The following is a 22,700-nucleotide window of genomic DNA, read 5'->3' as shown; positions in this document are numbered from 1 at the left end:
CTCGCAAGAAATGTACGGGAAACGCGCGGCAAGTGTAGGCCCGGAAGGGGAAACGGGCAAGACGCTACTCCCCCAGGTAGGCCTCCCGCACGGCCGCCGAGCGGCGCAACTCCTCCGGCGGGCCGTCCATCACGATCCGCCCCGTCTCCATGACGTAGGCCCAGTCCGCGAAGGCCAGCGCGGCGTGGGCGTTCTGCTCCACCAGGAAGATTCCCGTCCCCTGCCCGCGGATGCGCTCCAGGGCGCCGAAGATGACCTCCACCATCCGGGGAGCGAGTCCCAGCGAGGGCTCATCCAGCAGGAGGAGGCGCGGCCGCGCCATCAGGGCCCGGCCGATGGCCAGCATCTGTTGCTCCCCGCCGGAGAGAGTGCCTCCCCGCTGGCGGCGCCGCTCGTGGAGCACCGGGAAAAGCGAGAAGACGTAGTCCAGGTCGCGGCTCACCTCCTCCGCGTCCCGGCGCAGGTAGGCGCCCATCTCCAGGTTCTCCAGCACGGTCAGGAGGGAGAAGATGCGCCTGCCCTCGGGCGCCTGGCTGATTCCCAGGCGCACGATCCGCTCGGGCGGAAGCGCGTGGATGTCCTGGCCCTCGAAGCGGATGGCCCCGCGCGCGATGCGGTTCACCCCGCTGACGGCCATCAGGGCGGTGGACTTGCCCGCGCCGTTGCTCCCGATTAGGCACACCACCTTGCCGGAGGGAACCTGGAAGGAGACGCCCTGTAGGGCGTGGATGCGCCCGTAGTAGAAGTGGATGTCCGCGATCTCAAGCATGCGCGCTGCCCAGGTAGGCTTCCAGGACTTTCGGGTCCCGCCGCACCGCCTCGGGCGTCCCCTCGCAGATCTTGACGCCGTGGTCGAGGACGACGACGCGATCCGAGATGCCCATCACCACCCGCATGTCGTGCTCGATGAGAAGCACCGTCACCCCCCGATCGCGGATGGCCAGGATGAACTCGTTCAGCACTGTCTTCTCCCGGGGGTTCATGCCGGCGGCCGGCTCGTCGAGGAGGATGAGCCTCGGCTCGCTCGCCAGGGCGCGGGCGATCTCCACCCGGCGCTGATCCCCATAGGAGAGGCTGTCGGCCCGGGCCAGGGCGTGGCGATCGATGCCCGCGAAGCGGAGAAGCTCCATCGCGAAGTCCACCGCCGCCCGCTCCTCCTCCACCACCCGGCCGGAGCGGAGGATGGCCCCGAGCGGGCCCGTGCGCAGCCGCGCGTGGCGGCCCACGAGGACGTTCTCAAGGGAGCTCATCCCCCGGAAAAGGCGGATGCTCTGGAAGGTGCGCGCGATCCCCCGCCGGAGGACGGCGCTCGGCCGCAGGCCCACGACGCTTCGCCCCTCGAAGAGCACAAGCCCGGCCGTGGGCCGGTGGATTCCGGTAATGACGTTAAAGGCGGTGGTCTTCCCGGCCCCGTTCGGGCCGATGAGCCCGACCACCTCCCCCGGCCGCACCTCGAGGTGGAGCGAATCCAGCGCCGTCAGGCCGCCGAACCGCCGGGTGAGCCCACGGCACACCAGCAGGGAGGCGGTCACCGGCCCGTCCTCTCGGCCTTCTCGCGCATCTCGGGCGGAAGCGCCCCCTCGGCCAGGCGCAGCCCCCGCGCCTCGAGGAAGCCCTGCGGGCGGAGCGCCATCATCAGCACCAAGGCCCCGCCGAGCAGCATGGGCCGGAAAAAGGTGATCTCCCGGAGCATCTCGGGGAGGATGATGAGGATGAGCGCGCCCAGGATCACGCCCGGGACGCTCCCCATGCCCCCCAGGACCACCATGCAGAGGATGATGACGGACTCGAAGAAGGAGAAGCTCTCGGGCGAGACAAAGGTCTGCTTCGCCGCGAAGACGACCCCGGCGAGGCCCGCCCACGACGCGCCGAAGGCGAAGGCCGTCAGCTTCGCGTGGACGAGGTCCACCCCCATGCACTCGGCCGCGGATTCGTCCTCCCGCATCGCGGCCCAGGCGCGCCCGATGCGGCTGCGGTTCAGCCGGTTCACGATGAAGATCGTGAAAAGGCACAGGGCCAGGACGAGGTAGAAGAAGTGCATCGGCTGGGAGAGCCTGAACTCGCCGAGGAGGGGCCTCCCGATGCCCAGGATGCCGTTCGGGCCCCGGGTCACGTCGTCCCAGTTGTTGAGGACGATCCGGATGATCTCGCCGAAGCCGAGGGTCACGATGGCGAGATAGTCCCCCCTCAGGCGGAGCACGGGGATGCCGAGGAGAATTCCGAAGGCGGCGGAGAGCGCGGCACCTCCCAGCAAGGCGGGCCAGAAGGGAAGCCCCAGCCAGGTGTTCAAGAGGGCGTAGGAGTAGGCCCCCACGGCATAGAAGGCCACGTAGCCCAAGTCCAGCAGCCCGGCGAAGCCCACCACGACGTTCAAGCCGAGGGCGAGCATCACGTAGATGCCCGCGACGACCAGGACGTCCGTCTCGTAGCGCCCGAGCCACCAGGGCAGGGCCATGATGCCCAGCAGGACAAAGGGGGCCACCCGCTTGTCCCGCATCCCCCGCAGGAAGGACTCCCAGAGCTCCGCGACCGTCTCCCGCCCCTTCGCCACCCGCGGGGCGACCGCCTCGGCGCGCAGCGCCACCCCGGCGAGCCGCGCCGCCCCCACCACAAGGGCGCAGGCGAGGCCGATCCGGAGGCTCCCCTCCAGGCCCGAGAATGGGAGCGCCAGGAAGGCGAACCACAGTCCCCAGAGGGGCGCGGCGGCCAGGCTCCTCATGAGCGGTCGGTCTCCGCCGCCGAGCCGCCCAGGATGCCCTCGGGCCGGAAGATGAGGACGACGATGAGCACGGCGAAGGCGAAGACGTCCTTGTACACGGCGGAAACGTAGCCCGCCCAGAAGCTCTCCAGCAGGGCGAGCAGGAAGCCGCCCAGGAGCGCGCCCGTCACGTTGCCGATGCCGCCCAGGACGGCCGCGGTGAAAGCCTTGATGCCGGCCACGAAACCGATGTAGTGGTTCACCACCCCGTAGTACATCCCCACCATCACCCCCGCCACCGCGGCCAGGATCGACCCGATGGCGAACGTCATCGCGATGACGCGGTTCACGTCCACCCCGACCAGGGAGGCCATGGTCCGGTCCAGCGCGGTCGCCCGCATGGCGCGGCCGAGGCGGGTCTTGTGGATGAAAACCTGGAGCCCCGCCATCATGGCGAGGGCGGCCGCGAGGATGAAGACCTGGAGCCCGCTCACGTGGGCGCCCATCAGCTCGAAGCTGCCGAGGTGGAGGAGGTTCGGGAAAGCCCTCTCCCGGGCGCCCTGCGCCACCTGGACATAGTTCTGCAGAAAGATGCTCATCCCGATGGCGCTGATGAGGGGGGACAGGCGCGGGGCCCTGCGGAGGGGCCGGTAGGCCACGCGCTCGAGCGTCACCCCGTAGGCCGCGCAGTAGACCATCGGGACGAGGAAGACCAGGAGGATGGAGATGGCGAGGCTCTGCTCCGTCACCCCCATGGCGCCCAGGACGGCGAGGACGGCGATCCCCACGTAGGCGCCCATCATGTAGATCTCGCCGTGGGCGAAGTTGATGAGCTGGAGGATGCCGTACACCAGGGTGTAGCCCAGCGCGATCAGCGCGTACACCGAGCCGACGACGATCCCGTTCACGATCTGCTGGGTGAGCATCCCGCGCTCCCGGCCGCTTCCGGAAACCGCCTAAAAAAAGAGGGGAGGCAACGGCCTCCCCTCTCGTCCGCCTCCATTCATCCGAGCCGCATCAATTCACCTGGACGAACTTCCCCCCCTTCACCTGCCAGACCACGTAGGGGCTCTCGAGGACGTCGCCCTTGGCGTTGAACTGGATCTTGCCCAGGGCCGTGCTCCACGCCTTGCTCCGCAGATGGTTCGCGAGCCTCTGCCCCGCGGTGGTGTTCGTCTCCTGGATGGAGTTCAGGATGAGGTTCGCGGCCACGTAGGCATAGATGGTGTAGGCCCCCACTTCCTTGCCGAAGCGCTCCCGGTGCTTGGTGATGACTCCCTGGGCGGCCTGGATCTTCGCCTGGTCCGGCGTGAAAGTGACGTAGCTCCCCTCGGCCGCCTTGCCGGCGATCTTGAAGAACTCGTCCACGTACACGCCGTCCCCGGTCACGAAGGCCGCCTCCATCCCCAGCCGCTCGCGCATCTGCTTCACGAGGAGGATGGCCTCGGGATGGATACCCCCGAAGAAGACGACCTCCGGGTTCTTCTGCTTGGCCGCGGTGAGGACGGGGGTGAAATCCTTGTCGCCCTGGACGATGCCGCTGTAGAAGACCGGCTTGACCCCGAGCTGGCCCAGGAAGCGCTGGGTCTCGTCCGCGAGCCCCTGGCCGTAGGTCGTCTTGTCGTGAAGGATGGCGACGTTCTTCGCCTTCAGCTTGTTCACGATGAAGGCGGCCGCCACCTGCCCCTGCTGGTCGTCGCGCCCGCAGGCCCGGAACACCGTCTTGAAGCCCTGCTCCGTTAGCTTGGGATTGGTCGAGGCCGGGGTGATCTGAACGATGCCGGCCTCGGCATAGACAGTGGAGGCGGGGATGGAGACGGAACTGTTGAAATGCCCCACCACCCCGACGGCGCCCGAATTCACGAACTTATGCGCGATGGACACGCCCTCGCGCGGGTCGTGCCGGTCGTCCCCCCACAAGAGGTCCACCTTGACCTTCTTGCCCCTCAGGGTGACGCCCCCCTTGGCGTTCCATTCCTCCATGGCGAGGAGGGCGCCGTTCTTGAGCATCTCTCCGAAGGCGGCCTGATCCCCCGTCAGCGGGCCAGCCACGCCGATCTTGATCATCTCGGCCGCGCGCGCCGGAACCGAGAGCACGAGAGCCGCGCACAACGCAATCAGGAATAGGGTCCATTTCCGCATCACGCTTCTCCCCCGCATGGGCGCATCCAGGGAGGCATGCGGCCCGGGCCCAGGTCCGCTCCCCCGGTGCGTCCGCGGCCGAATGCCTCACCGTGCAGGATTTCCTGTTGGACCGCACGATGTCACAGGAGGGCGGGTTTTTCAACGGCCCCTCCCGGGCCCGTCAGGACTTGACGCGCTCGATGTATTCGCCCGTCCGGGTGTCGATCTTGAGGACGTCCCCCTCGTTCAGGAAGAGCGGCACGTTGACGACGGCCCCCGTCTCCAGCTCGGCCGGCTTCGTCCCGCCGGACGCGGTGTCGCCCCGCACGCCGGGCTCGGTCTTGCGGATGACCAGCTCCACGAAAGTCGGGAGCTCGAAGGAGATCGCCGCCCCCTTGTGGAAGAGGATATGGACCACCATCTCCTCCTTGAGCCACTTCACGCTTTCGCCCAGGTTCGCGCGCTGGAGCGGTATCTGCTCGAAGGTCGTGGTGTCCATGAAGGTCACGGCATCGGAGTCCTGGTAGAGGAACTGCATCTCACGCTGGTCGACGTCGGGGGAGTCCAGCGATTCCCCCGAGCGGAAGGTCCGGTCGATCACCCGGCCCGTGCGCAGGTTCTTCAGCTTCGTGCGCACGAAGGCGCCGCCCTTGCCGGGCTTCACGTGCTGGAACTCCACGATGACGAAGGGCTCTCCCTCCAGCTCGACCTTGAGCCCGTTCCGGAATTCATTCGTCGAAGGCATGCCTCTTCCGATCCTCCCTTCCGCCGCCGCTCAAAGAACCGCCAGGTCCTTCGAGATCGGCCTCGTGAGCACTTCCCTGCCCTTCCCGGTGACGAGGACCATGTCCTCGATTCGCACGCCGCCCCAGCCGGGGAGGTAAATGCCGGGCTCGATGGTCACCACCATGCCCGGCTTCAGGATATCACGCGAGCCCGGCGCCACCCGGGGACCCTCGTGGATGTCGAGCCCCACGCCGTGGCCCGTCCCGTGCCCGAAGGCCTCGCCGTAGCCCGCCTTCTGGATGATCTTCCGGGCCACGGCGTCCACCTCGGCGGCGGAGACGCCCGGCGCCACCGCCCCGACCGCGGCCATCTGCGCCTCCAGCACGATGTTGTAGATCTTCTCCCCCTTCCGCGAGGGCCTGCCGAGGCAGGCCACCCGCGTGGTGTCGGCGTGATAGCCTTCCACCACGGCGCCGAAGTCGATGGTGATCATATCCCCCCGCCGGACCTTCCGGTCCGAGGCCACCCCGTGCGGCAGCGCCGAGCGCGGGCCGGAGGCCACGATGGTGCCGAAGGAGGGGCCCGAGGCCCCGAGGTTGCGCATGGCGGTTTCGAGCGCGAGGGCGATCTCCCGCTCCCGGACTCCGGGGCGGATGGCGGCCAGCGCCTCGGCCAGCGCCCCGCCGTTGATTCCGGCGCCCTTGCGCAGGAGGCTGACCTCCGGCGCCTCCTTCTCGAGCCTGAGCTCTTCCACCAGGGCCGGCGCCGGGATGAGCTTCACCCCCCGCGCCAGCTTCCTGAGCCGCCGGTAGTCCCCGTAGGAGAGATGGTTCTCCTCGAAGGCCAAGCCCTTGAGCCTGAGCCGCTTGGCCTCCTCGGCCAGGCCGGGGAGGCCTCCCCGGTGCTCGGCATAGCGGAAGGCGGAATCCACCTGCCGCGCCGCCTGGGCGCGGTAGCGGAAGTCCGTGATGAAGACCGCCCCCCCGCCCGTCACGAGGCAAGCCCCGGCCGAGCCGGTGAAGCCGGTCAGGTAGCGCACGTTGCGGAGGTTGAGCACCGCCAGGGCGGGGATTTGATTCTCCCGCATCGCCCGGCGCAGGCGCGCCAGCCGGTGCCTCACGCCCGCTTCTCCAGCGGGAATGCCGCGCCCTTCACGTGGCGGTCGATAGCCGCCTGGAGCGCCAGCGAGTAGCCCTGGAGGCCCAGCCCGATGATGGAGCCGGCGGCCACCGGGCCGATCAGGGAGCGGTGCCGGAAGTCCTCACGATTCAGCACATTGGTGATGTGCACTTCATAAACAGGTAGACCCGTCCCGGCGATGGCATCCCGCAGGGCCACGCTGGTGTGTGTGTAGCCGCCGGGGTTGAAGACGCAGGCCGTGCATTTCCCGGCCGGGGCCCGGCCCAAGTCGAGAGGCTTCATCCCGGCCGCGCGCTGGAGGGCGTCCACCAGCTCTCCTTCGATGTTCGACTGGATGCAGTCGAGTTCCACCCCCTCGGCCTTCGCCTGGGCCCGGAGGGCCTCCTCCAGGCGCGCCAGGGGGATCTGGCCGTATTTCTCCGGCTCGCGGGCGCCCAGGAGGTTCAGGTTGGGTCCGTTCAGGAGCAGAATGCGCACGTGGCACCGTCCAGAGGGGGGTTAAGGGCGCGAATCCCGCGTCCGCCGCCGGAAAATCAAGGCCGGGATGGTAGGGCGAGCCCCTGCGGGCGTCAACGCGGCCCTGGAGGCTTCCCGCCCGATCAGGCCTTCACGTCCCGGCCGGCCAGGGCGGCCCGCCATCCCCGGGAGGGGAGCTCGCAGCCGCAGCGGACCTTCCCGATCCGCTCCAGGAGAACGAAGCGGGGCTTCCCCCTCCGCCGCTTCTTGTCGCTCGCGACCGCCCGCTCAAGCTGGGGCAGGGCGGGCGGGCGCGGCACGGCCGCCGGCAGGCCGAAGCGCTCCAGAAGAGCGGTGAGGCGCTCGACGTCCTTTTCCGTGCACATGCCCGCCGCGCGCGAGAGGCGCGCCGCCGCCGCCATCCCGATGGCCACGGCCTCCCCGTGCAGCAGGCGGCGCGAGTAGCCGGCCAGCGCCTCGATGGCGTGCCCCAGGGTGTGGCCGAAGTTGAGGGTCTGGCGAAGCCCCGTCTCCCGCTCGTCCTTCTCCACCACCCGCGCCTTGATGCGGCAGTTCTCTGCCACAATCCACTCGATCGCGCCCTTCTCCCGCGCCTCGATGCGCCCGGCGTTCCGCTCCAGATAGCCGAACAGCTCCGCGTCGGCGATGGCGGCGTGCTTCACCACCTCCGCCAGGCCCGAGCGGAATTCCCGCGCCGGAAGGGTATCGAGGCAGGAGATGTCGCTCAGGACGGCGGCCGGCTGATAGAAGGCGCCGATGAGGTTCTTGCCCAGGGGATGATCGACGGCCGTCTTGCCCCCGACCGAGCTGTCCACCTGGGCCAGGAGGGAGGTGGGGACCTGGAGGTAGGGGATCCCGCGCAGGTACACCGCCGCCGCCAGTCCCCCGAGGTCGCCGATCACCCCCCCGCCCAGGGCCACCAGGCCGCAGCCGCGGTCGAGCCTCAGGGCCGCCAGCCGGTCGAAGACCCGGGAGAGCTGGGCGAGGGATTTGCTCCGCTCCCCCGCCGGGACGGCCATGAGCTCCGCCGAAATCCCTCCCCTGCGGAGCGAGGCCACCGCCACCTTCCCATAGTGCCGGGCCACGTTGCGGTCGCTCAGCACCAGGGCCCGCCCGCCCGAGAAGAAGGCCCGGGCCGCCTCTCCCAGGCAGCCCAGCATCGAGGGCCCGATAGAGATGGCGTAGCTTCGTTCCCCGAAGGCCACGCGGACCTTCCTCATGATTCGCCGCTCTCCATCGCCCGGTAGGCCAATCCGGCCGCTACGGCAGCGACGGGGCCCAATGTTTCCACGTAGTTAAGGTCGAACACCTCCCCTGCCACTTGAACATGACGGAACGGCTGGAGGATCTCGGCCGGGATGTCCAGGGAGGTGGCCAGGAAGGCCGGAAGGCCATCGAGATGGACCCCGCCGCCGCACAGCACCAGGCGGGTGACGCGCTCCCCCGGGGCCATCTCCCCCAGGAGCTGGAACGTGCGCCCCAACTCGAGGCCCAGGCGCTCGGCCTCCCCGCGCACCGCCTCGGCGGCGGCGCGGGGGCTGGGGACCGGCTTCGCCCCCAGCTTCATCGCCTCGGCGTCGGCCGAGCTCACGTTGAGCCTTTTCGCGAGGGCCGCCGTCACCGCCGCTCCCCCGCGCGGGATCACCCGCGTCAGCAGGGTGCGCCCGCTCCGCAGGATGTGGACCAGCGTCTGGCCGGCGCCGATGTCCACCAGGGCGAGGCATCCCTCTCCCTCTTCGACTTCGGCGAGCTCGATCGCGCTCTCCAGGGCGAGGAGGGCCACGTCCACCACCTTCGGCTCGTACTCGAGATGGCGGAAAAGCTCCACCAGGTCCGCCAAAGGCTTCCGGCGCACCGCCACGAGGAGGAATTCCTCCATGCGCTGGCCGCCGGCCTCGACCCTCCCCATCCGGCTGTGGGTGAGGCGGGCCTCCTCCACCGGGAACGGAAGGATCTGCGCGGCCTCGGCCTCGATGGCCTCCTCCACCGGCAGGGACGGATCCGAGGGGACCCGCACCGGCCGGACAACGGCCGCCGAGCCCGAGAGGGCGACGACCACCTCGCGCTCCTTGGCCTTCTCGGCCGCGACCAGCTCCTCGAAGGCCCGCATCACCTCCTCCGGGTCGCGGATCACTCCCTCGGCCACGGCGCCGGGAGCCAAAGACGCCATCCCCAGCCGCTTGAGGGCGAGCTTTTTCTTCTTATGCTCGAACTGGACCAGCTTGATGGCATGGCTGCCGATGTCGACGGAGAGGGGAAAACGCGGTTTGCCGAACACGGCGCTCCTTCCGGGGCGAGGGCTACCCTAGGGAAGGTGGATCGGAACCCAGATGAAGGTCAAGGCCAGCAAGGCAAGGCACGCGAAACCGAGCCATTTCCTCCCGGCGGAGAGGGGCGTCCACTCGTCGAGGAGGGGGGGGTGGCTCCGGCTCAGGACGAGCACGATGGCCCCCCACAGGAGCCATCCCTCCCACCAAAAGGCCATGCCGAGGAGGATCACGCCGACCGCCAGGGTGATCGCGCGGTGCCACCGCCCGAAGAGGGTGTATACGACGTGGCCGCCGTCGAGCTGCCCCGCCGGGATCAGGTTCAGGGCGGTGACCAGGAAGCCGCACCATCCCGCGAAGGCGACGGGATGGAGCACCACGTCGTCCCTCGGCTCCAGCGGGCCCAGGATGGCCCGGGCCGCGAAATCGAAGAGCCAGGGAGTGCCCAGGCCGAGCCCCTGCGCCGCCTCCCCTTCCCCGCCGGTGACCACCCGGGAGAGCGAGAGCCCGATGAGGACGGCGGGAAGGGCCACCACCATGCCCGCCAGGGGGCCGGCGGCCGCCACGTCCAGCAGCGCGTTGCGGTTCAGGATCTTTCCCCGGATGCGGATGACCGCGCCGAAGGTCCCGAAGAGGGTGGGGGCGGGGATGAAATAGGGGGGCGACACGTCCACTCCCCACCTCCTCCCGGCGAGGTAATGGCCGCACTCGTGGGCGCCCAGGATCAGGAGCAAGGTCCCGGCGAAGGGCAGCCCCTGGAAGATGAGCAGCGGATGGGCGAGGATAGCCGTGGGGAAAAAGCCGCGCTGAAAAGCGCCCGCCAGCAAGGTGGTGAGCAGGGTCGTCAGAAGCAGCAGGGCTGGGATCAGCCAGCGCCTCGCCGCCTGGCCGGGCCGCCGCCCCGGGTCTTCGGGCTCATATCCCATGCCGGGATCGGGCTTCCACCAAGCGGAGGGCCAGGCCAAGTGATCCGGCTGGGAGGGACGCAGCGGGCTCGTCACGCGCATTTCCTCCGGCGGCGGCATATTCCTGAGCCTACCGCTCCCCTATCCGGCGTGCAAACCGGCCCCAAGAAATGCATCCTTGACACTCTTCTCCTCTCTACCTACCCTGTCGGTGCAGCTTCGTCCATTTCCTCTTTCCCGCAAGGCTTTTTCCGCATACGAGATGAGACGACACGCTTTCGCCCGAACCGCCTGTTTCATCGCCTGGATGCTGGCGCTCCCGCTCTGCGCGCAGGCGGCCAGCCCGTTTCCCGCTTTCCCCCCGCTGTCCGCGCCGCAGCCTGCCCCGCAGGAGCGGTGGATGGCGCCCGCCCCGGCCCGGCCGGAGCGCCCGGCCGAGGACCTCCTGGCGGTGCTGAGCCGGGATCCCCAGAGCGTCGCGGCCGAGGCGGCGCTCTTCGATCTCGCTCGCATCGCCTACGCCGAGGGGCACTACGCGGACGCCGCCGACCGCCTCAAGACGCTACAGAGCCGCTTCCCCCTCTCTCACTTCTACTCGGACAGCGAGTTCTGGCTCGGCCTCGCCCTTCAGGCGGCGGGCGACGCGGAAAACGCCTGGCTCCCCCTGCGCGGGAGCCTGAGCCGGGAGGGGAATGCCCTGCGGCGCGCCTATCTGCTGGCCGCGCTGGGGGACGTCTACGAGATCCGGAACGATCCCTTCGCCGCCCTCCTCTCCTACGCGGAAGCCCTGAACGCGAGCGATCAGCTCCCGCACCCCGAGCGCATCAAGGCCCGGCTGAGGCTCCTCGCCGAGGCGAAGGTGGCCCAGCACCAGCTTTTCTCCGCCGTGGAGAAGATCAAGCAGGCGCCGACGGGCCCCATCCTCCGGCTGGCCCTGGCGCGCCGCGCCGCCGACGAGGGGAGGCCCCAGGCGTCGCTCGCCGCCATCCGCCGCTTCCTCGAGGACTACCCCGATCATCCCGACCGGGAGGCGGCTCTCGAGCTGGAGAGCCGGCTGCGCGATCAGCTTTCGGTGAACCAGGGGCGGGTGGGGGTGCTCCTCCCCCTGTCCGGGCCCGCGGCCGCGGCGGGCGAGCGCGTCTATCAGGGCGTCCAGCTCGCCCTGCGCCATGCGCTGGAGCAGAACCCCAAGCTCCAAATCCAGATCGCGGTGCGGGACACCCGCGGCGCGGCCGGCTCCCCGGGCGACGCGGTCGCCAAGACGGAGGAGCTCATCCAGCAGGAGAAGGTCCTGGCCCTCGTGGGGCCCTTCCTGAGCTCGGCGGCCGAGGCCGCCGCCGCCGCGGCGGCCCGGTTCGAGACGCCCCTGCTCACGCCCTTCGCCATCCGCACCCAGATGGCGGGGCGCGGACCCTGGTTCTTCCGCAACACCCTCACCAACAAGCTCCAGGCCGAGGGCGCGGCGGCGTACGCCGTCAAGGCCCTCGGCCTGCGCCAGTTCGCCATCCTCTATCCCGACGACACCGACGGCCGCGAGCTCGCGCGCCACTTCGCCGAGAGCGTCCAGCGGCTGGGCGGGCAGGTGGCCAAGTCCATCCCCTTCCCGCACGACGCCAACGACTTCGGCCCCCAAATGCGCGCCCTGGGCGGGATGGACGACAACCAGCTCGCCCGCCAGAAGCGCGCGCTGGGCCTCAGGCCCAACGAGCCCTTCCGCCTGGCCCTGCCCTTCGAGGCGCTCTTCGTCCCCGCCTATCACGACAAGGCCGTGCTGATCGCCCCGCAGATCCCCTTCTACAACATGCACAGCGTCCGGCTGCTGGGAGGCCACGGCTGGAACAACGACGACCTCCTCCGCTTCGGCGAGCGCTACGTGGAGAGGGCGATCTTCGTGGACGGGTTCTTTCCCGATTCCGAGGACCCGCGCATCGCCCGGTTCACGAAGGAGTACACCCAGCTCTTCGGCCGGAAGCCGGACATCTTCTCCGCCATGGGCTACGACGCGGCGAAGATGGTCTTCGAGGGGCTCGCCAAGGGGGCCAAGACGAGGCGGGAGATGCGCGACTACCTGGCCACCCTGCGCGGCTTCGAGGGAATCATGGGCCTGACGGACATGGGGCCGGAGGGCGACGCATTGCGGCAGCTCTTCGTCCTCACCGTCCGGCGGAACAAGATCGTCCACCTGCAGATGATCACGCCCCACCGGGAGGGGCTGGCCCCCGCCCCCGCCCTCCCGCCGCCCGCCGCCGGAGGCCCCCGCTCCGCCCTTCCCTAGCCGGATGCGGCGGGGGCGGCTTCATCTCCCCTGATCGCCCCGGAAGGGATTGAAGCCGGGACCTTCAGCTTCCCCCGGCCCCGGCGGCCCGCCGCCCTGCTCCGCCAGGGAGAGTTCCTCCGGCTCGCGGGGGGCGGGCCCGGCCGCTTCGGGTTCCGCGGCGAAGGCCTTCAGATCGTCCGGCCGCACCTGGCGGGGCGCGAAGTCCGGCTCGCTCCCCGGGAGGTAGGCCTGCCACACCCCGCCCGGCTCTTCCCTGGGAAGGCGGGCGCCCGTGCGGGGGTTCACGTAGACCATCGAGACTTTTTGGGGCCGCTGGAAGTCCATGGCGGGCAGCCCCTCGTGCAGGGACGCCATCACTTCCATCCAGATCGGCAGGGCCGTCCGGCCCCCTGTCTCGTTGCGGCCCAGGGTGCTCTTGTCGTCCATGCCCACCCATACCCCCACCGCGAACAGGGGAGATATCCCGACGAACCAGGCGTCCTGATAGTCGTTCGTCGTGCCCGTCTTGCCGGCGAGCGGGCGCTTGAGCTCCCGGGCCCTGGAGGCCGTCCCCGCCTCGACCACCCGCTGGAGGAGGTCCACCATCACGTAGGCCTCCTCGGGGGGGACGGAGCGCCTCACCGCGGGCGAGACGCCCCAGATGGCGCGGCCGGCGGCATCCTCCACCCGCTGCAGGAGGTGGGGCTCCACGCGCACCCCTCCGTTGGCCAGGGTGCCGTAGGCCGAGGCCAGCTCCAGCAGGGTCACCCCGTTGGAGCCCAGGGCCAGCGAGAGGTTCGGCTTGAGGGGGGAGCGGATGCCCAGCTCGCGGGCCCGCCGGATGATCTTCCTCACCCCTATCGCGCTCGCCAGCTTCACCGTGACGACGTTGCGCGAATAGGTGATGGCGTCGAGCAGGGTGGTGGGGCCGAAGAAGCGCTCCTCGAAGTTGGTGGGCTTCCACTCCCCTCCCTCGGAGGGGAAAATCACAGGTGCGTCGAGGATGATGTCCGAGGGCGTCCACCCCTCGCGCAGGGACGCGAGGTAGACGAACGGCTTGAAGGCCGAGCCCGGCGGCCGGACGGCCTGGGTGGCCCGGTTGAAGCGGCTCCGCTCGAAGTCGTAGCCCCCCACCATGGCCCGGATGGCGCCGGTGCGGGGCTCCAGCACCACGACGGCTCCCTGCACCTGGGGCTCCTGGACCAGCCTCACCCGCGCGGGGGCGGCCTCGGGCTTGCCGTTCGCCGGGAGGCGCTCGGCCAGCACGACGTCCCCCGGCCGGAGCGCCTCCTCCAGGTTCGCGAGCTTGTCGCCGAGCCCGTTCCGGGAAGGGTCGAACGGGCGCGCCCACTCGGCGTCCTCGAGGAGGAGGAAACCCTCGGCGCCCCGCAGCTTCAGATCGGCCCTCCGCCGCGAAACCTTGGTCACCACCGCCGGCTCCCACCGCCCCGCGCGGAACTCCGGCCACTCCTCGCGCTGGGCGAGGAAGATGGCCACGAAGTTCCATATCCGGTCTTCGCTCCACCGGAGGCTGACGCGCCCGATGGGGCCGCGGTAGCCCCGCCGCCGATCCACCTCCTGCAGACCCTTGCGCAAGGCGCTCGTCGCCTCGCGCTGGATGTCCGAATGAATGGTGGTGTGAATCCGGAGCCCGTCCCGGTAGAACCGCTGGGTGCCCACCAGCCGCCCCGCCTGGCGCCGGGCCTCCTCGATGGCGTACTCGGCCTCCCCGCCGCTCGGCGGCACCTTCGCGAGCCGGACGAGCGCCCGGGCCGACAGATCGCGCTCCATGCCCGAGATGTAGCCCTCGGCGTACATCCGCCGCAGGACGTGGGCGCGGCGGCGCTTGGCCCGGTCGAGCGAGCGGAAGGGGCTGTAGGTATTGGGCGCCCGGGGGAGGCCGGCGAGGAGGGCGGCCTCCGGCAGGGTCAGGTCCTTCGCGCCCTTGCCGAAGTAGACGCGCGCGGCGGCCTCGATGCCGTAGGCGCCGTGGCCGTAGTAGATCTGGTTCAGGTAGAGGTTGAGTATCTCCCGCTTGCCGAAGCGGCTCTCGATGCGGAAGGCCAGCACCGCCTCCCTGAGCTTGCGGTCGAGGCTGCGCTCCGGCGTGAGGAAGAGGGTCTTCGCGAGCTGCTGGGTGATGGTGCTGCCGCCCTGGACGATCTCGCCCCCGGCGATGTTCCGCAGGGCCGCCCGGCCGATGCCGATGACGTCTACTCCCGGATGTTCCTCGAAGCGCGAATCCTCGGTGGCGATGGTGGCCTGGATCACGTTCCGGGGAATCTCCTCCAGCGGGAGCAGGAAGCGCCGCTCGACGAAGAACTCGCGCACCAGCCCGCCGTGCTGGTCGAACACCCGGGTGACGAGGCTGGGACGGTAGGTCCGGAGGAGCTCCACGTCCGGCAGCTCCCGCGCCACCTTGCGGTAGTAGGCGATCCCCCCCGCGGCGGCGGCGACCGCGGCGACGGTCGCGCCCAGGAGGACGAAGGCGAGGAAGCCCCGCATCGCACGGGGGAACCCGCCCCGCCGCCGGGCCGATGACGCCTTGCCGGATGTGGAGGAGGGAGACGCATCGCCGGCGGGGGGAGGCTTCGGCCGGGACCTGAGCCGCCTCCGCGCCCGGGCGCGCTCGCCCTCCACGGCCGGGCCCGTCAGCGCGGGCTCCCGCCGGAGGGATGGCGCGTTGAGCCGGCGCGGCCGTCGGGACATCGGGGACAACTCCAGGGCGGTACAGCGGCGGAGTGGAGGCTAGGCCTGCACGGCTCCGCAGGAGATCGTGTACGCCTCGCCGGTGACGCCGCGCGCGTCCTCGCTGGCGAGAAAGGCCGCCATCGCGGCCACCTCGGACGGATCGAGGAAGCGCTTCATGGGGATCTCCTCCCGGAATTTCCGGAGGACGTCCTCTCCGCCGTCGTTCCCGCCGAAGCGGATGAAGTCGTCCCTATTGTCGGAGATCATGCGGGTTTCCACAAAGCCCGGGCAGATGGCGTTGACCGTCACCCCCCGCTGGGCCACTTCGAGCGCGGCCGAGCGCACCAGGCCGATCACCCCGTGCTTGGCGGCGTGGTAGGCGCTGCGGTTGGCGCCGCCCACCTTCCCCGAAACCGAGCTCATGGCGATCACCCTCCCCCAGCCGCGCTCCACCATGCCCGGGAGCACGGCCCGAACCGCCCGGAACACGCTGGTGAGATTCACCCGGAGCACCTCGTCCCAGAGGGCGTCGGACGTGCCTTCCAGCGGGGCGTGGCGGAGCAGCCCGGCGTTCGCCACGAGGATGTCCACGCCTCCCCAGGCCTCCTCCACCGCCGCCACCGCCCTCTCGACCTCGCCCGGCGCACCCACGTCGCAGGGCAGCGCCAGCCCCCTTCGGCCCCGGGCCTCGATCTCGGCCTTGACGCCCTCGATCTCGGCGCGGGTGCGGGCGGCGACCGCCACGTCCGCCCCCTCGCCGGCGAAGGCGAGCGCGATGGCGCGGCCGATGCCCCGTCCCCCGCCCGTCACCAGGGCCCGCTTCCGCTCAAGCCGCATCCGGCCGCCTCGCACACGAGGGGGCCTCGCGCCCCGCCTCGTCGAAGAACGCCTCGACCGCCCCGGCGGCCTCCTCCAGGGATTCGAGCTGGTTCACCCGCTCCCGGAAGGCCGCGCCGCCCCGCATCCCCTTGGTGTAGGCCGCCAGGTGCTTGCGGGCGTGGAGGACGCCCATCCTCTCCCCCAGCTCCTCGCCCAGGCCGCGCAGGTGCGCGAGCGCCACGGCGCGGCGCTCTTCCAGGGAGGGCGGGGGCGGAAGCTCCCCCGTCCGGAGCCAGTGGGTGAGCCGGGAGAAGATCCACGGATTGCCGATGGCCCCCCGGCCGATCATCAGGCCGTCCACCCCGGTGCGCTCGATCATGCGCATCGCGTCGGCGGGGGTGAGGATGCTCCCGTTGCCGAGGACGGGGATGGAGACGGCCCGCTTGACCTGGGCGATGGCCTCGAGATCGACCGTCCCCCCGAACATGGCCTGGCGCGTCCGGCCGTGGACGGTGATGGCCGCGGCCCCCGCCTCCTCCACCGCCCGGGCGAACCGCTCCGCCTGCCGGGCGCCGATGGTGTCCCAGCCGGTGCGCATCTTGACGGTGACGGGCTTGCGGGCCGACCGGACCATGGCCGAGACGATCTCCCCCGCGCGGTCCGGATCGCAGAGAAGGGCGGAGCCGGCCTCGGTCTTGGTGATCTTCTTGACCGGGCAGCCGCAGTTGAGGTCGATGACGTCGGCCCCCGCCTCCTCGGCGATGGAGGCGGCCTCCCCCATCATCGCGGGGTCGGCGCCGAAGAGCTGGATGGAAACCGGCCGCTCCCCGGCCTCCATCCGCATGAGGGCGAAGGTCTTGGCGTGCCGGCGGACGAGCGCCTGGCAGCTCACCATCTCGGCCGCCACCATCCCCGCCCCCCGCGAGGCCACCAGCCGGCGGAAGGGAAGGTTCGTGTAGCCGGCCATGGGCGCCATCACGAGCCGGCTTTTCAGGCGGATATCCCCGATCTCCAGGGGCTCCAGGAACCCCGGGGGAGGCGGCGGCACGTCCGCCAGCGCTTCTTCGAGCTCGGGAGGGCCCGCTTCCTCGGCACGCATCCGTTCCCCTATCTCCGCGAATCGGCCGCGCCGGAGGGGTCCAGCTCCCAGGCCGGGTCCGCGTCGAGGGCCAGATAGTCCATCCCGGCCTCCTCCCGGCCCCTCAGGGCGAAGGCCCCCGCGCAGGCGATCATGGCTGCATTATCGGTGCAATAGCGCCGGGCGGGAAGATGGAGCGACCAGCCGGAGGCTTTGGCCCGCTCGGCCAGCCGGCCCCGCAGGTGGCGGTTGGCCGCCACCCCCCCGCTCACCGAGACGGCCCTCAGCCCCTGCGCTCGGGCCGCCCGGGCCGCCTTCTCGACGAGCACGTCCACCGCCGCCTCCTGGAATCCGGCCGCCAGCGCACGGGCGTCCGCCTCGGGCATCCCGCTCGGGCGGGCCCAGGGGGCGAGGGTGGGATCGTCATGGTAGAAACCTCTCTCCCGCAAGAATGTCAAGGCCGCGGTTTTCAATCCACTAAAGCTGAAGCTGTAAAGCTTGTCCTCAAGATAAGGGCGCGGCAGGGGGACAGCCTCCCGGGATGGATTTTCCGCCCGGAAGGCGGCATGCAGCCGATCCACCATCGGCCCGCCGGGATAGCCCAGCCCCATGGAGGCGGCCACCTTGTCGTAGGCCTCCCCCACCGCGTCGTCCAGCGTACCCCCCAGGTGCGCCTCCCGGCCCGGGGCATCGACCCGGTAAAAGTCGGTGTGGCCCCCCGAGACAACGAGCGCCAGGTGCGGGAAGGGGGGCGGCCCTCCCGCCGCGCCGGAGGCCTGCTCCTCCCCCGGGGCGGGATTATCGAGGAAGAGGGAGTAGATGTGCCCCGCCAGGTGGTGGACCCCCACCAGCGGGATTCCACGGCTCCAGGCGATGGCCTTCGCGGCCGAAAGCCCGACCAGGAGGGCGATGACCAGGCCCGGCCCGCGGGTCACCGCCACCGCCCCCACCTCGTCCAGGGAGACGCCCGCGTCCTCCAGGGCCGCCCGGAGGACCGGATCGGCCATCTCGACGTGGCGGCGCGAGGCCAGCTCCGGCACCACACCGCCGAAGCGGCCGTGAAGATCATGCTGGCTGGCCACCACGTTGGAGAGCACGCGAGGGGGGGCAAGGCCTTCATCCCAATCCTCAACCTGAAGCACCGAAGCCGCTGTTTCATCGCAGCTTGTCTCGATCCCCAGGATGAGCCTGTGCCCTCCGCTCATGAGTCCGCCTCGCCCCTTGGAACGCCGCCGGCCCCCCCGGGGATCAAAAGTTCGGCCCCCCCGGGACCATCCGGCGGGGCCGAACCGACAACCTCGCACCCATCGGGAGAGCGGCCGGAGGCATCCGGACCGGCCGCCCCTGTTGCAAGAGTCCCCTATCCCTTCTTGGCCTTGTCCAGCACTTCCCTCTTCAGGTACTCCACGGCCGCATCCAGCTGGCCGTCCTTCTCGTCCCCGGCTGGCATCTGCGGAGGGCGAACCTGGGGGACCGGGGGCGCGGACTGGGACTTGCCCCCGCTCCGCTCGGACAGGCTGGGCAGATGGCCCGGCAGGTCCTTTTCCCGCAGGTGATTCGCGACCTGGCCTTCCGCCGAGAGCTTGACGTCGGGCTCGATGCCCTCGCCCTGGATGAGCCGGCCCTTCGGCGTGTAGTAGAGCGCCGTCGTCAGCCGCAGGCCCGAGCCGTCCGAAAGCGGCACGATGGTCTGGACCGAGCCCTTCCCGAAAGTCTTCTCGCCCAGCACCGGCGCCCGCTTCAGGTCCTGGAGGGCCCCGGCCACGATCTCCGAGGCGCTGGCGCTGCCCGCGTTCACGAGCACCACCATCGGGATTTCGGCCCCGATGCCGCGCTGGGAGGAGGAGAAGCGCTGCTGCTGGCTCTCGAGCCTCCCCTTCGTGTAGACGACCAGCTTGCCCGGCTCCAGGAAGATGTCCGACACCTCCACGGCCTGGGAGAGCAGCCCGCCCGGGTTATTGCGGAGATCGAACACCAGCCCGCGGGCCTTCTGAGCCATGAGCTTGGAGAGGGCGTCGCGCACCTCGGCGCCCGTGTTGCCCTGGAAGCTCCGGAGGCGGATGTAGCCGATGCCCTCGGGCAGCAGTTGGCTCCGCACGCTCTTGATGCGGATGATCTCGCGCTCGATGGTGAAGTCGAGGAGCTTATCGATGCCCTTCCGGCGCACGGTGATTTTCACCTTGCTGCCCGGCTCGCCGCGCAGGCGCCTCACGGCGTCCTGGAGGTTCATGTCCTTGGTGCTCTCGCCCTCGACGGCCATGATCTGGTCCCCGGCCTTGACTCCCACGCGGAAGGCGGGCGTGTCCTCGATGGGGGTCACCACCGTCAGGATGTCGTCGCGGATGCTGATCTCGATGCCCAGCCCGCCGAACCGCCCCGTGGTCTCGACCTGCATCTCCTTGTAGAACTCGGGAGTCAGGTAGCTCGTGTGGGGGTCCAGGGTCCGGAGCATGCCGTGGATGGCGCCACGGACGAGCTTCTGCTGCTCAATCGGGTTGACGTAGTTCTCCTCGACCAGGCTCAGCACTTCGGTGAAGGTCCGCAGCTCCGAGTACGCGGACTCCTCCCGGGCGGCGGTGCTGCCCATGGGGCTCATCGCCAGGCCCGCGGCGAGCACCGTCACCGCGAGCACCCACGTTGCCCAACCGCCCACAACGCCTTTCTTCATCATGCTTGCTTCTCCTTGGGGGAAGCCCAGGCCGGGCCTCCTCCCTTCACTAACGCCGCGGTGAGAGCCACCGCAGCGGATCCAGCGGAACGGCGCCTTTCCGAATCTCGAAATAGAGCGCTGCGCCTCCCAGCGCCTCCGTCGTGCCGACGCGGGCGATGATCCTGCCGGCGGCCACCTTATCGCCCCGGCCGACGAACACGTCTCCCGCCCCCCCGTATACGCTGTACATCCCCCCCGCATGCCGGAGCACGAGGAGATGGCCGTAGCCCCGCACCCAATCCGCGTACACGATCTCGCCCGGGGCCACGGGCCGGATCGGAGCCCCCTGCGGGGCCTGGATCCGGAGGCTGCGCCCCTCCTTCTTCGCGCCGCCGGGCGGGAGCGGCACGCCCGCGACCGGCCAGGGCAACGCGCCTTCCCGCAACGGCCCGCCCTCGGCCTCTCCGGCGCCCTCCGGCGCGAGGAGCCGCGAGATGGAGTCGCGCAGGCTGTTCCGCGAGGCCTCCAGCTCCTCCATGAGCCGCCGGCGCTTCTCCCTGTCCTTCTCCAGCTCGTCGAGCTGAGCGGAGCGGCTGGTATAGAGCCCGGCCGCGCGCTTCTTGGCCTCGGCCTGGCGCGCGAGAAGGGCCGCCCGCTCCCGGACCTCCTTCCGGACCTCCTCCTCGAGCGCCGCCAGCGTCTCCTCACTCCTGCGGAAGCTCTCGATCAGCCGCGCGTCGTGGCGCGAGAGGACCCCCGCCAGCGACCAGCGGTCCAGCATGTCCTCCACCGAGCGCGACATGACGAGAAGCCGCAGAGTCCCCGCCGGCCCCCCCATGTACAACTCCCGGAGGCGCTCCTTGAGCCGCGCCCGGAGGGATTCCCGCTCCTCCCGCATGGCCCGGGCCCGGCCCTGCACCTCCTCCAGCCGGAGTTCCGAGAGCTGGAGCCGCTCCGCGAGGATCCGGAGCCGCTCGTCCTCGGCGGCCAGCCGCGCCGCCGCGGCGTCCAGCGTCTCCAGGACGGATTCCGTCTGACGCCGCCGCCGGGCCTCGCGGGCCTGCTCCTGCGCCAAAAGCTGCTCCATGGCGCGCAGGCGCTCTTCCCGACGGCGGATTTCCTGCTCCGCCCGCGCCTCGGCCCCCCCGTCCGGGGCGGCCGCCGAACCTTCCGGCGGGGCCAAGCCCAGGGACGTAAGAACGGCCAAAATCCATCCTACCGCGAAGGGAGCCCGGCCAGCAATTCGGCGCGCGCGGAATTCGGAGAAAACCCTCGTTTTCCCGTGCCGGAGGCCCATCACCGGCTCCCCCGCAGGAAGTGGCGCACCGAGACGAAGCTCCCGATGAGGCCCAGGGCCATGCCCGAGCCCACCAGCCCCAGGGCCAGCCTCCAGCCGCCCGCGTGGACGGCGAAATCCGCTCCTGTCGCCCCCCCCGCGATGGGCTGGAACAGCCCGTGGAACACCCCCCACAGCACCCCGAAGGCCAGGAGCCCCCCCGCCGCCCCGCACAGCGCCCCCTCGGTCACGTAGGGCGTCTTGATGAACAGGTCGGTCGCCCCGACGAGATGCATGATGGCGATGTCCTCCCGCCGGGCGAACAGCGTGAGGCGGATGGTGTTCCCGATGATGAACACGACGCCCAGGCCCAGCAGGAAGGTGAGCGTCCACACGGCCACCGTGACGATGCGGATGAGGCCCTCCAGGCGGCGGAGCCACAGGATGTCGTTGCGCGTCCGCTCCACCCCGGGCATCGTCCGCACCTGGGCCATCAGGCGCTCGACGTGGGCGAGATCGCGCCGGCCCGGCCGGAAGATCACCCGGTAGGACGGCGGGAGGAACGAGCGGTCCAGCCCCCGGAGCAGGTCCGCGTCCTGGCCGAGCCAGCCCTGCATCTCGCGGAAGGCCTCCTCCGGGTTCACCTCCTCGATCCGCTCCACCCCCGGGGCGGCCAGCACCGTCTTGCGGAGCGCCCCCCGCTGCTCGGGGGTGGACTGGCCGCCGAGGAAGATGGTGAGCTGGAAGCGCTCCCGCCAGGCGTCCACCAGCCCCGCGACGTTCAGCTGCACGATCCAGAGCGCCCCGAGCAGGATGAGGCTGATCGTCGTCGTCCCGAGGGCGATGGCGGCGCCGCCCGCGTTCTCCCGCAGGTCCTTGAACGCCTCGCGCAGGAAATAGGGGAAGCTCTGCAGCCAGCGGATCACCTGGCGCCGTCCCCGATCCGGCCGTTGTCCAGCCGCATGGCCCGCTTCCCCATGTACTCGACGAGGGCGCTGTCGTGCGTGGCGACCACCACGGTCGTCGCCATCCGGTTGATCGCCCGGAATAGATCCATCACCTCGCGGGCCATTGCCTGGTCGAGGTTGCCCGTGGGCTCGTCCGCGATGAGGAGCGGCGGGCGGTTGACCAGCGCCCGGGCGATGGCCACCCGCTGCTGCTCCCCGCCCGAGAGGAAGCGCGGGAAGGCGTTGCGCTTCGACGCGAGCCCCACCAGCTTGAGCACCGCGTACACCCGCCGCCGGGCCTCGGAGGCCGAGACGCCGATGACCCGCTGGCAGAAGGCGATGTTGTCGAACACGGTCCGCCGGGGGAGCAGCTTGAAGTCCTGGAACACCACCCCGATGCCCCGCCTGAGGTGGGGGAGATCCTTCCGCCGCAGCCGGGTGATGTTGCGGCCCGCGATGAAGATCTGGCCCCGGTCGACGGACTCCGCCCCGTAGATGAGGGAGAGGAGGGTGGTCTTGCCGGCGCCGCTCGGCCCGGTGATGAAGACGAATTCCCCGCGGGGGACGTGAAGGCTCATCTCCTGGAGGGCGAAGCCGCCCTCCTCGTAGCGCTTCCAGACTCCCGTCAAGCGAATCATACGTCCG

At 70.5% G+C, this 22,700-nt stretch carries 20 protein-coding genes; 1 reads left to right on the top strand and 19 read right to left on the bottom strand.

Annotation, left to right across the window (positions count from 1 at the left end; all coding sequences use genetic code 11):
* Nucleotides 1-64: 64 nt before the first annotated feature.
* The 11 genes from HYZ11_14670 to HYZ11_14620 form a co-directional block, all read right to left on the bottom strand.
* Complete coding sequence (locus HYZ11_14670) at nucleotides 65-769, bottom strand: ABC transporter ATP-binding protein (GenBank protein ID MBI3128846.1); 705 nt, start codon at nucleotides 767-769, stop codon at nucleotides 65-67.
* Nucleotides 762-1,532: an ABC transporter ATP-binding protein gene (locus HYZ11_14665; GenBank protein MBI3128845.1), complete on the bottom strand. Its 771-nt coding sequence runs from the start codon at nucleotides 1,530-1,532 to the stop codon at nucleotides 762-764. The genes HYZ11_14670 and HYZ11_14665 overlap by 8 nt, the downstream gene beginning before the upstream one ends.
* Nucleotides 1,529-2,719: a branched-chain amino acid ABC transporter permease gene (locus HYZ11_14660; GenBank protein ID MBI3128844.1), complete on the bottom strand. Its 1,191-nt coding sequence runs from the start codon at nucleotides 2,717-2,719 to the stop codon at nucleotides 1,529-1,531. Before HYZ11_14660 ends, HYZ11_14665 begins: the two co-directional genes overlap by 4 nt.
* Nucleotides 2,716-3,624 carry a branched-chain amino acid ABC transporter permease gene (locus tag HYZ11_14655; protein ID MBI3128843.1) on the bottom strand — a complete coding sequence of 303 codons (909 nt, stop codon included), beginning with the start codon at nucleotides 3,622-3,624 and terminating at the stop codon, nucleotides 2,716-2,718. Before HYZ11_14655 ends, HYZ11_14660 begins: the two co-directional genes overlap by 4 nt.
* A gap of 91 nt (nucleotides 3,625-3,715) precedes the next feature.
* A complete protein-coding gene (locus tag HYZ11_14650) occupies nucleotides 3,716-4,840 on the bottom strand; it encodes a branched-chain amino acid ABC transporter substrate-binding protein (protein ID MBI3128842.1) in 1,125 nt (374 codons plus the stop codon).
* A 163-nt stretch (nucleotides 4,841-5,003) separates the two neighbouring features.
* On the bottom strand, nucleotides 5,004-5,567 hold the full coding sequence (gene efp / locus HYZ11_14645) for an elongation factor P (protein ID MBI3128841.1): 564 nt from the start codon (nucleotides 5,565-5,567) through the stop codon (nucleotides 5,004-5,006).
* 30 nt (nucleotides 5,568-5,597) lie between these two features.
* Complete coding sequence (locus HYZ11_14640) at nucleotides 5,598-6,668, bottom strand: aminopeptidase P family protein (protein ID MBI3128840.1); 1,071 nt, start codon at nucleotides 6,666-6,668, stop codon at nucleotides 5,598-5,600.
* Nucleotides 6,665-7,165 carry a 3-dehydroquinate dehydratase gene (locus HYZ11_14635; protein MBI3128839.1) on the bottom strand — a complete coding sequence of 167 codons (501 nt, stop codon included), beginning with the start codon at nucleotides 7,163-7,165 and terminating at the stop codon, nucleotides 6,665-6,667. The genes HYZ11_14640 and HYZ11_14635 overlap by 4 nt, the downstream gene beginning before the upstream one ends.
* 122 nt (nucleotides 7,166-7,287) lie before the next feature.
* Entirely contained in the window at nucleotides 7,288-8,385 is a 1,098-nt protein-coding gene (gene aroB, locus HYZ11_14630; GenBank protein ID MBI3128838.1) for a 3-dehydroquinate synthase, read from the bottom strand.
* Nucleotides 8,382-9,443 carry a type IV pilus assembly protein PilM gene (gene pilM, locus HYZ11_14625; protein ID MBI3128837.1) on the bottom strand — a complete coding sequence of 354 codons (1,062 nt, stop codon included), beginning with the start codon at nucleotides 9,441-9,443 and terminating at the stop codon, nucleotides 8,382-8,384. Before pilM ends, aroB begins: the two co-directional genes overlap by 4 nt.
* Before the next feature lie 27 nt (nucleotides 9,444-9,470).
* Entirely contained in the window at nucleotides 9,471-10,433 is a 963-nt protein-coding gene (locus HYZ11_14620) for a site-2 protease family protein (GenBank protein MBI3128836.1), read from the bottom strand.
* A 304-nt stretch (nucleotides 10,434-10,737) separates the two neighbouring features.
* Here HYZ11_14620 and HYZ11_14615 point away from each other — a divergent pair, with 304 nt between their 5' ends.
* Nucleotides 10,738-12,612, top strand: coding sequence for a penicillin-binding protein activator (locus HYZ11_14615; protein MBI3128835.1), 1,875 nt, complete (start codon nucleotides 10,738-10,740; stop codon nucleotides 12,610-12,612).
* Nucleotides 12,613-12,633: 21 nt separating this feature from the next.
* Here the strand turns inward: HYZ11_14615 and HYZ11_14610 are convergent, their stop codons facing one another.
* From HYZ11_14610 to ftsE, 8 genes are all read right to left on the bottom strand, one after another.
* Nucleotides 12,634-15,303: a PBP1A family penicillin-binding protein gene (locus tag HYZ11_14610; GenBank protein ID MBI3128834.1), complete on the bottom strand. Its 2,670-nt coding sequence runs from the start codon at nucleotides 15,301-15,303 to the stop codon at nucleotides 12,634-12,636.
* Between the two features lie 39 nt (nucleotides 15,304-15,342).
* Nucleotides 15,343-16,122 (bottom strand): SDR family oxidoreductase, encoded by a 780-nt coding sequence (locus tag HYZ11_14605; GenBank protein MBI3128833.1) that lies wholly within the window; start codon nucleotides 16,120-16,122, stop codon nucleotides 15,343-15,345.
* Nucleotides 16,112-17,203, bottom strand: a complete 1,092-nt coding sequence (dusB, locus tag HYZ11_14600; protein ID MBI3128832.1) for a tRNA dihydrouridine synthase DusB — start codon at nucleotides 17,201-17,203, stop codon at nucleotides 16,112-16,114. Before dusB ends, HYZ11_14605 begins: the two co-directional genes overlap by 11 nt.
* Nucleotides 17,204-17,211: 8 nt before the next feature.
* Nucleotides 17,212-18,387, bottom strand: coding sequence for a tRNA (adenosine(37)-N6)-threonylcarbamoyltransferase complex transferase subunit TsaD (tsaD, locus tag HYZ11_14595; protein ID MBI3128831.1), 1,176 nt, complete (start codon nucleotides 18,385-18,387; stop codon nucleotides 17,212-17,214).
* Nucleotides 18,388-18,542: 155 nt separating this feature from the next.
* Nucleotides 18,543-19,850, bottom strand: a complete 1,308-nt coding sequence (locus tag HYZ11_14590) for a S41 family peptidase (protein MBI3128830.1) — start codon at nucleotides 19,848-19,850, stop codon at nucleotides 18,543-18,545.
* 49 nt (nucleotides 19,851-19,899) lie between these two features.
* Nucleotides 19,900-21,039, bottom strand: coding sequence for a peptidoglycan DD-metalloendopeptidase family protein (locus HYZ11_14585; protein MBI3128829.1), 1,140 nt, complete (start codon nucleotides 21,037-21,039; stop codon nucleotides 19,900-19,902).
* Between the two features lie 89 nt (nucleotides 21,040-21,128).
* Nucleotides 21,129-22,034 (bottom strand): ABC transporter permease, encoded by a 906-nt coding sequence (locus HYZ11_14580; GenBank protein MBI3128828.1) that lies wholly within the window; start codon nucleotides 22,032-22,034, stop codon nucleotides 21,129-21,131.
* Nucleotides 22,031-22,693: a cell division ATP-binding protein FtsE gene (gene ftsE, locus HYZ11_14575; protein ID MBI3128827.1), complete on the bottom strand. Its 663-nt coding sequence runs from the start codon at nucleotides 22,691-22,693 to the stop codon at nucleotides 22,031-22,033. Before ftsE ends, HYZ11_14580 begins: the two co-directional genes overlap by 4 nt.
* Nucleotides 22,694-22,700: the final 7 nt, after the last annotated feature.

Source organism: Candidatus Tectomicrobia bacterium, assembly GCA_016192135.1.
In the GTDB taxonomy this organism is placed as follows: Bacteria; UBA8248; UBA8248; order UBA8248; family UBA8248; genus 2-12-FULL-69-37.
Note: the sequence above shows the minus strand (reverse complement) of the source record. Positions and strands in the feature narration are given on the sequence as shown.

What these genes read in the sequence shown, in the direction of transcription:
- HYZ11_14670 (MBI3128846.1), bottom strand. Translation starts at nt 769, where the DNA reads ATGCTTGAGATCGCGGACATCCACTTCTACTACGGGCGCATCCACGCC.
- HYZ11_14660 (MBI3128844.1), bottom strand. Translation starts at nt 2,719, where the DNA reads ATGAGGAGCCTGGCCGCCGCGCCCCTCTGGGGACTGTGGTTCGCCTTC.
- HYZ11_14655 (MBI3128843.1), bottom strand. Translation starts at nt 3,624, where the DNA reads ATGCTCACCCAGCAGATCGTGAACGGGATCGTCGTCGGCTCGGTGTAC.
- HYZ11_14650 (MBI3128842.1), bottom strand. Translation starts at nt 4,840, where the DNA reads ATGCGGAAATGGACCCTATTCCTGATTGCGTTGTGCGCGGCTCTCGTG.
- efp (MBI3128841.1), bottom strand. Translation starts at nt 5,567, where the DNA reads ATGCCTTCGACGAATGAATTCCGGAACGGGCTCAAGGTCGAGCTGGAG.
- aroB (MBI3128838.1), bottom strand. Translation starts at nt 8,385, where the DNA reads ATGAGGAAGGTCCGCGTGGCCTTCGGGGAACGAAGCTACGCCATCTCT.
- HYZ11_14615 (MBI3128835.1), top strand. Translation starts at nt 10,738, where the DNA reads ATGGCGCCCGCCCCGGCCCGGCCGGAGCGCCCGGCCGAGGACCTCCTG.
- HYZ11_14610 (MBI3128834.1), bottom strand. Translation starts at nt 15,303, where the DNA reads ATGTCCCGACGGCCGCGCCGGCTCAACGCGCCATCCCTCCGGCGGGAG.
- HYZ11_14605 (MBI3128833.1), bottom strand. Translation starts at nt 16,122, where the DNA reads ATGCGGCTTGAGCGGAAGCGGGCCCTGGTGACGGGCGGGGGACGGGGC.
- dusB (MBI3128832.1), bottom strand. Translation starts at nt 17,203, where the DNA reads ATGCGTGCCGAGGAAGCGGGCCCTCCCGAGCTCGAAGAAGCGCTGGCG.
- tsaD (MBI3128831.1), bottom strand. Translation starts at nt 18,387, where the DNA reads ATGAGCGGAGGGCACAGGCTCATCCTGGGGATCGAGACAAGCTGCGAT.
- HYZ11_14590 (MBI3128830.1), bottom strand. Translation starts at nt 19,850, where the DNA reads ATGAAGAAAGGCGTTGTGGGCGGTTGGGCAACGTGGGTGCTCGCGGTG.
- ftsE (MBI3128827.1), bottom strand. Translation starts at nt 22,693, where the DNA reads ATGATTCGCTTGACGGGAGTCTGGAAGCGCTACGAGGAGGGCGGCTTC.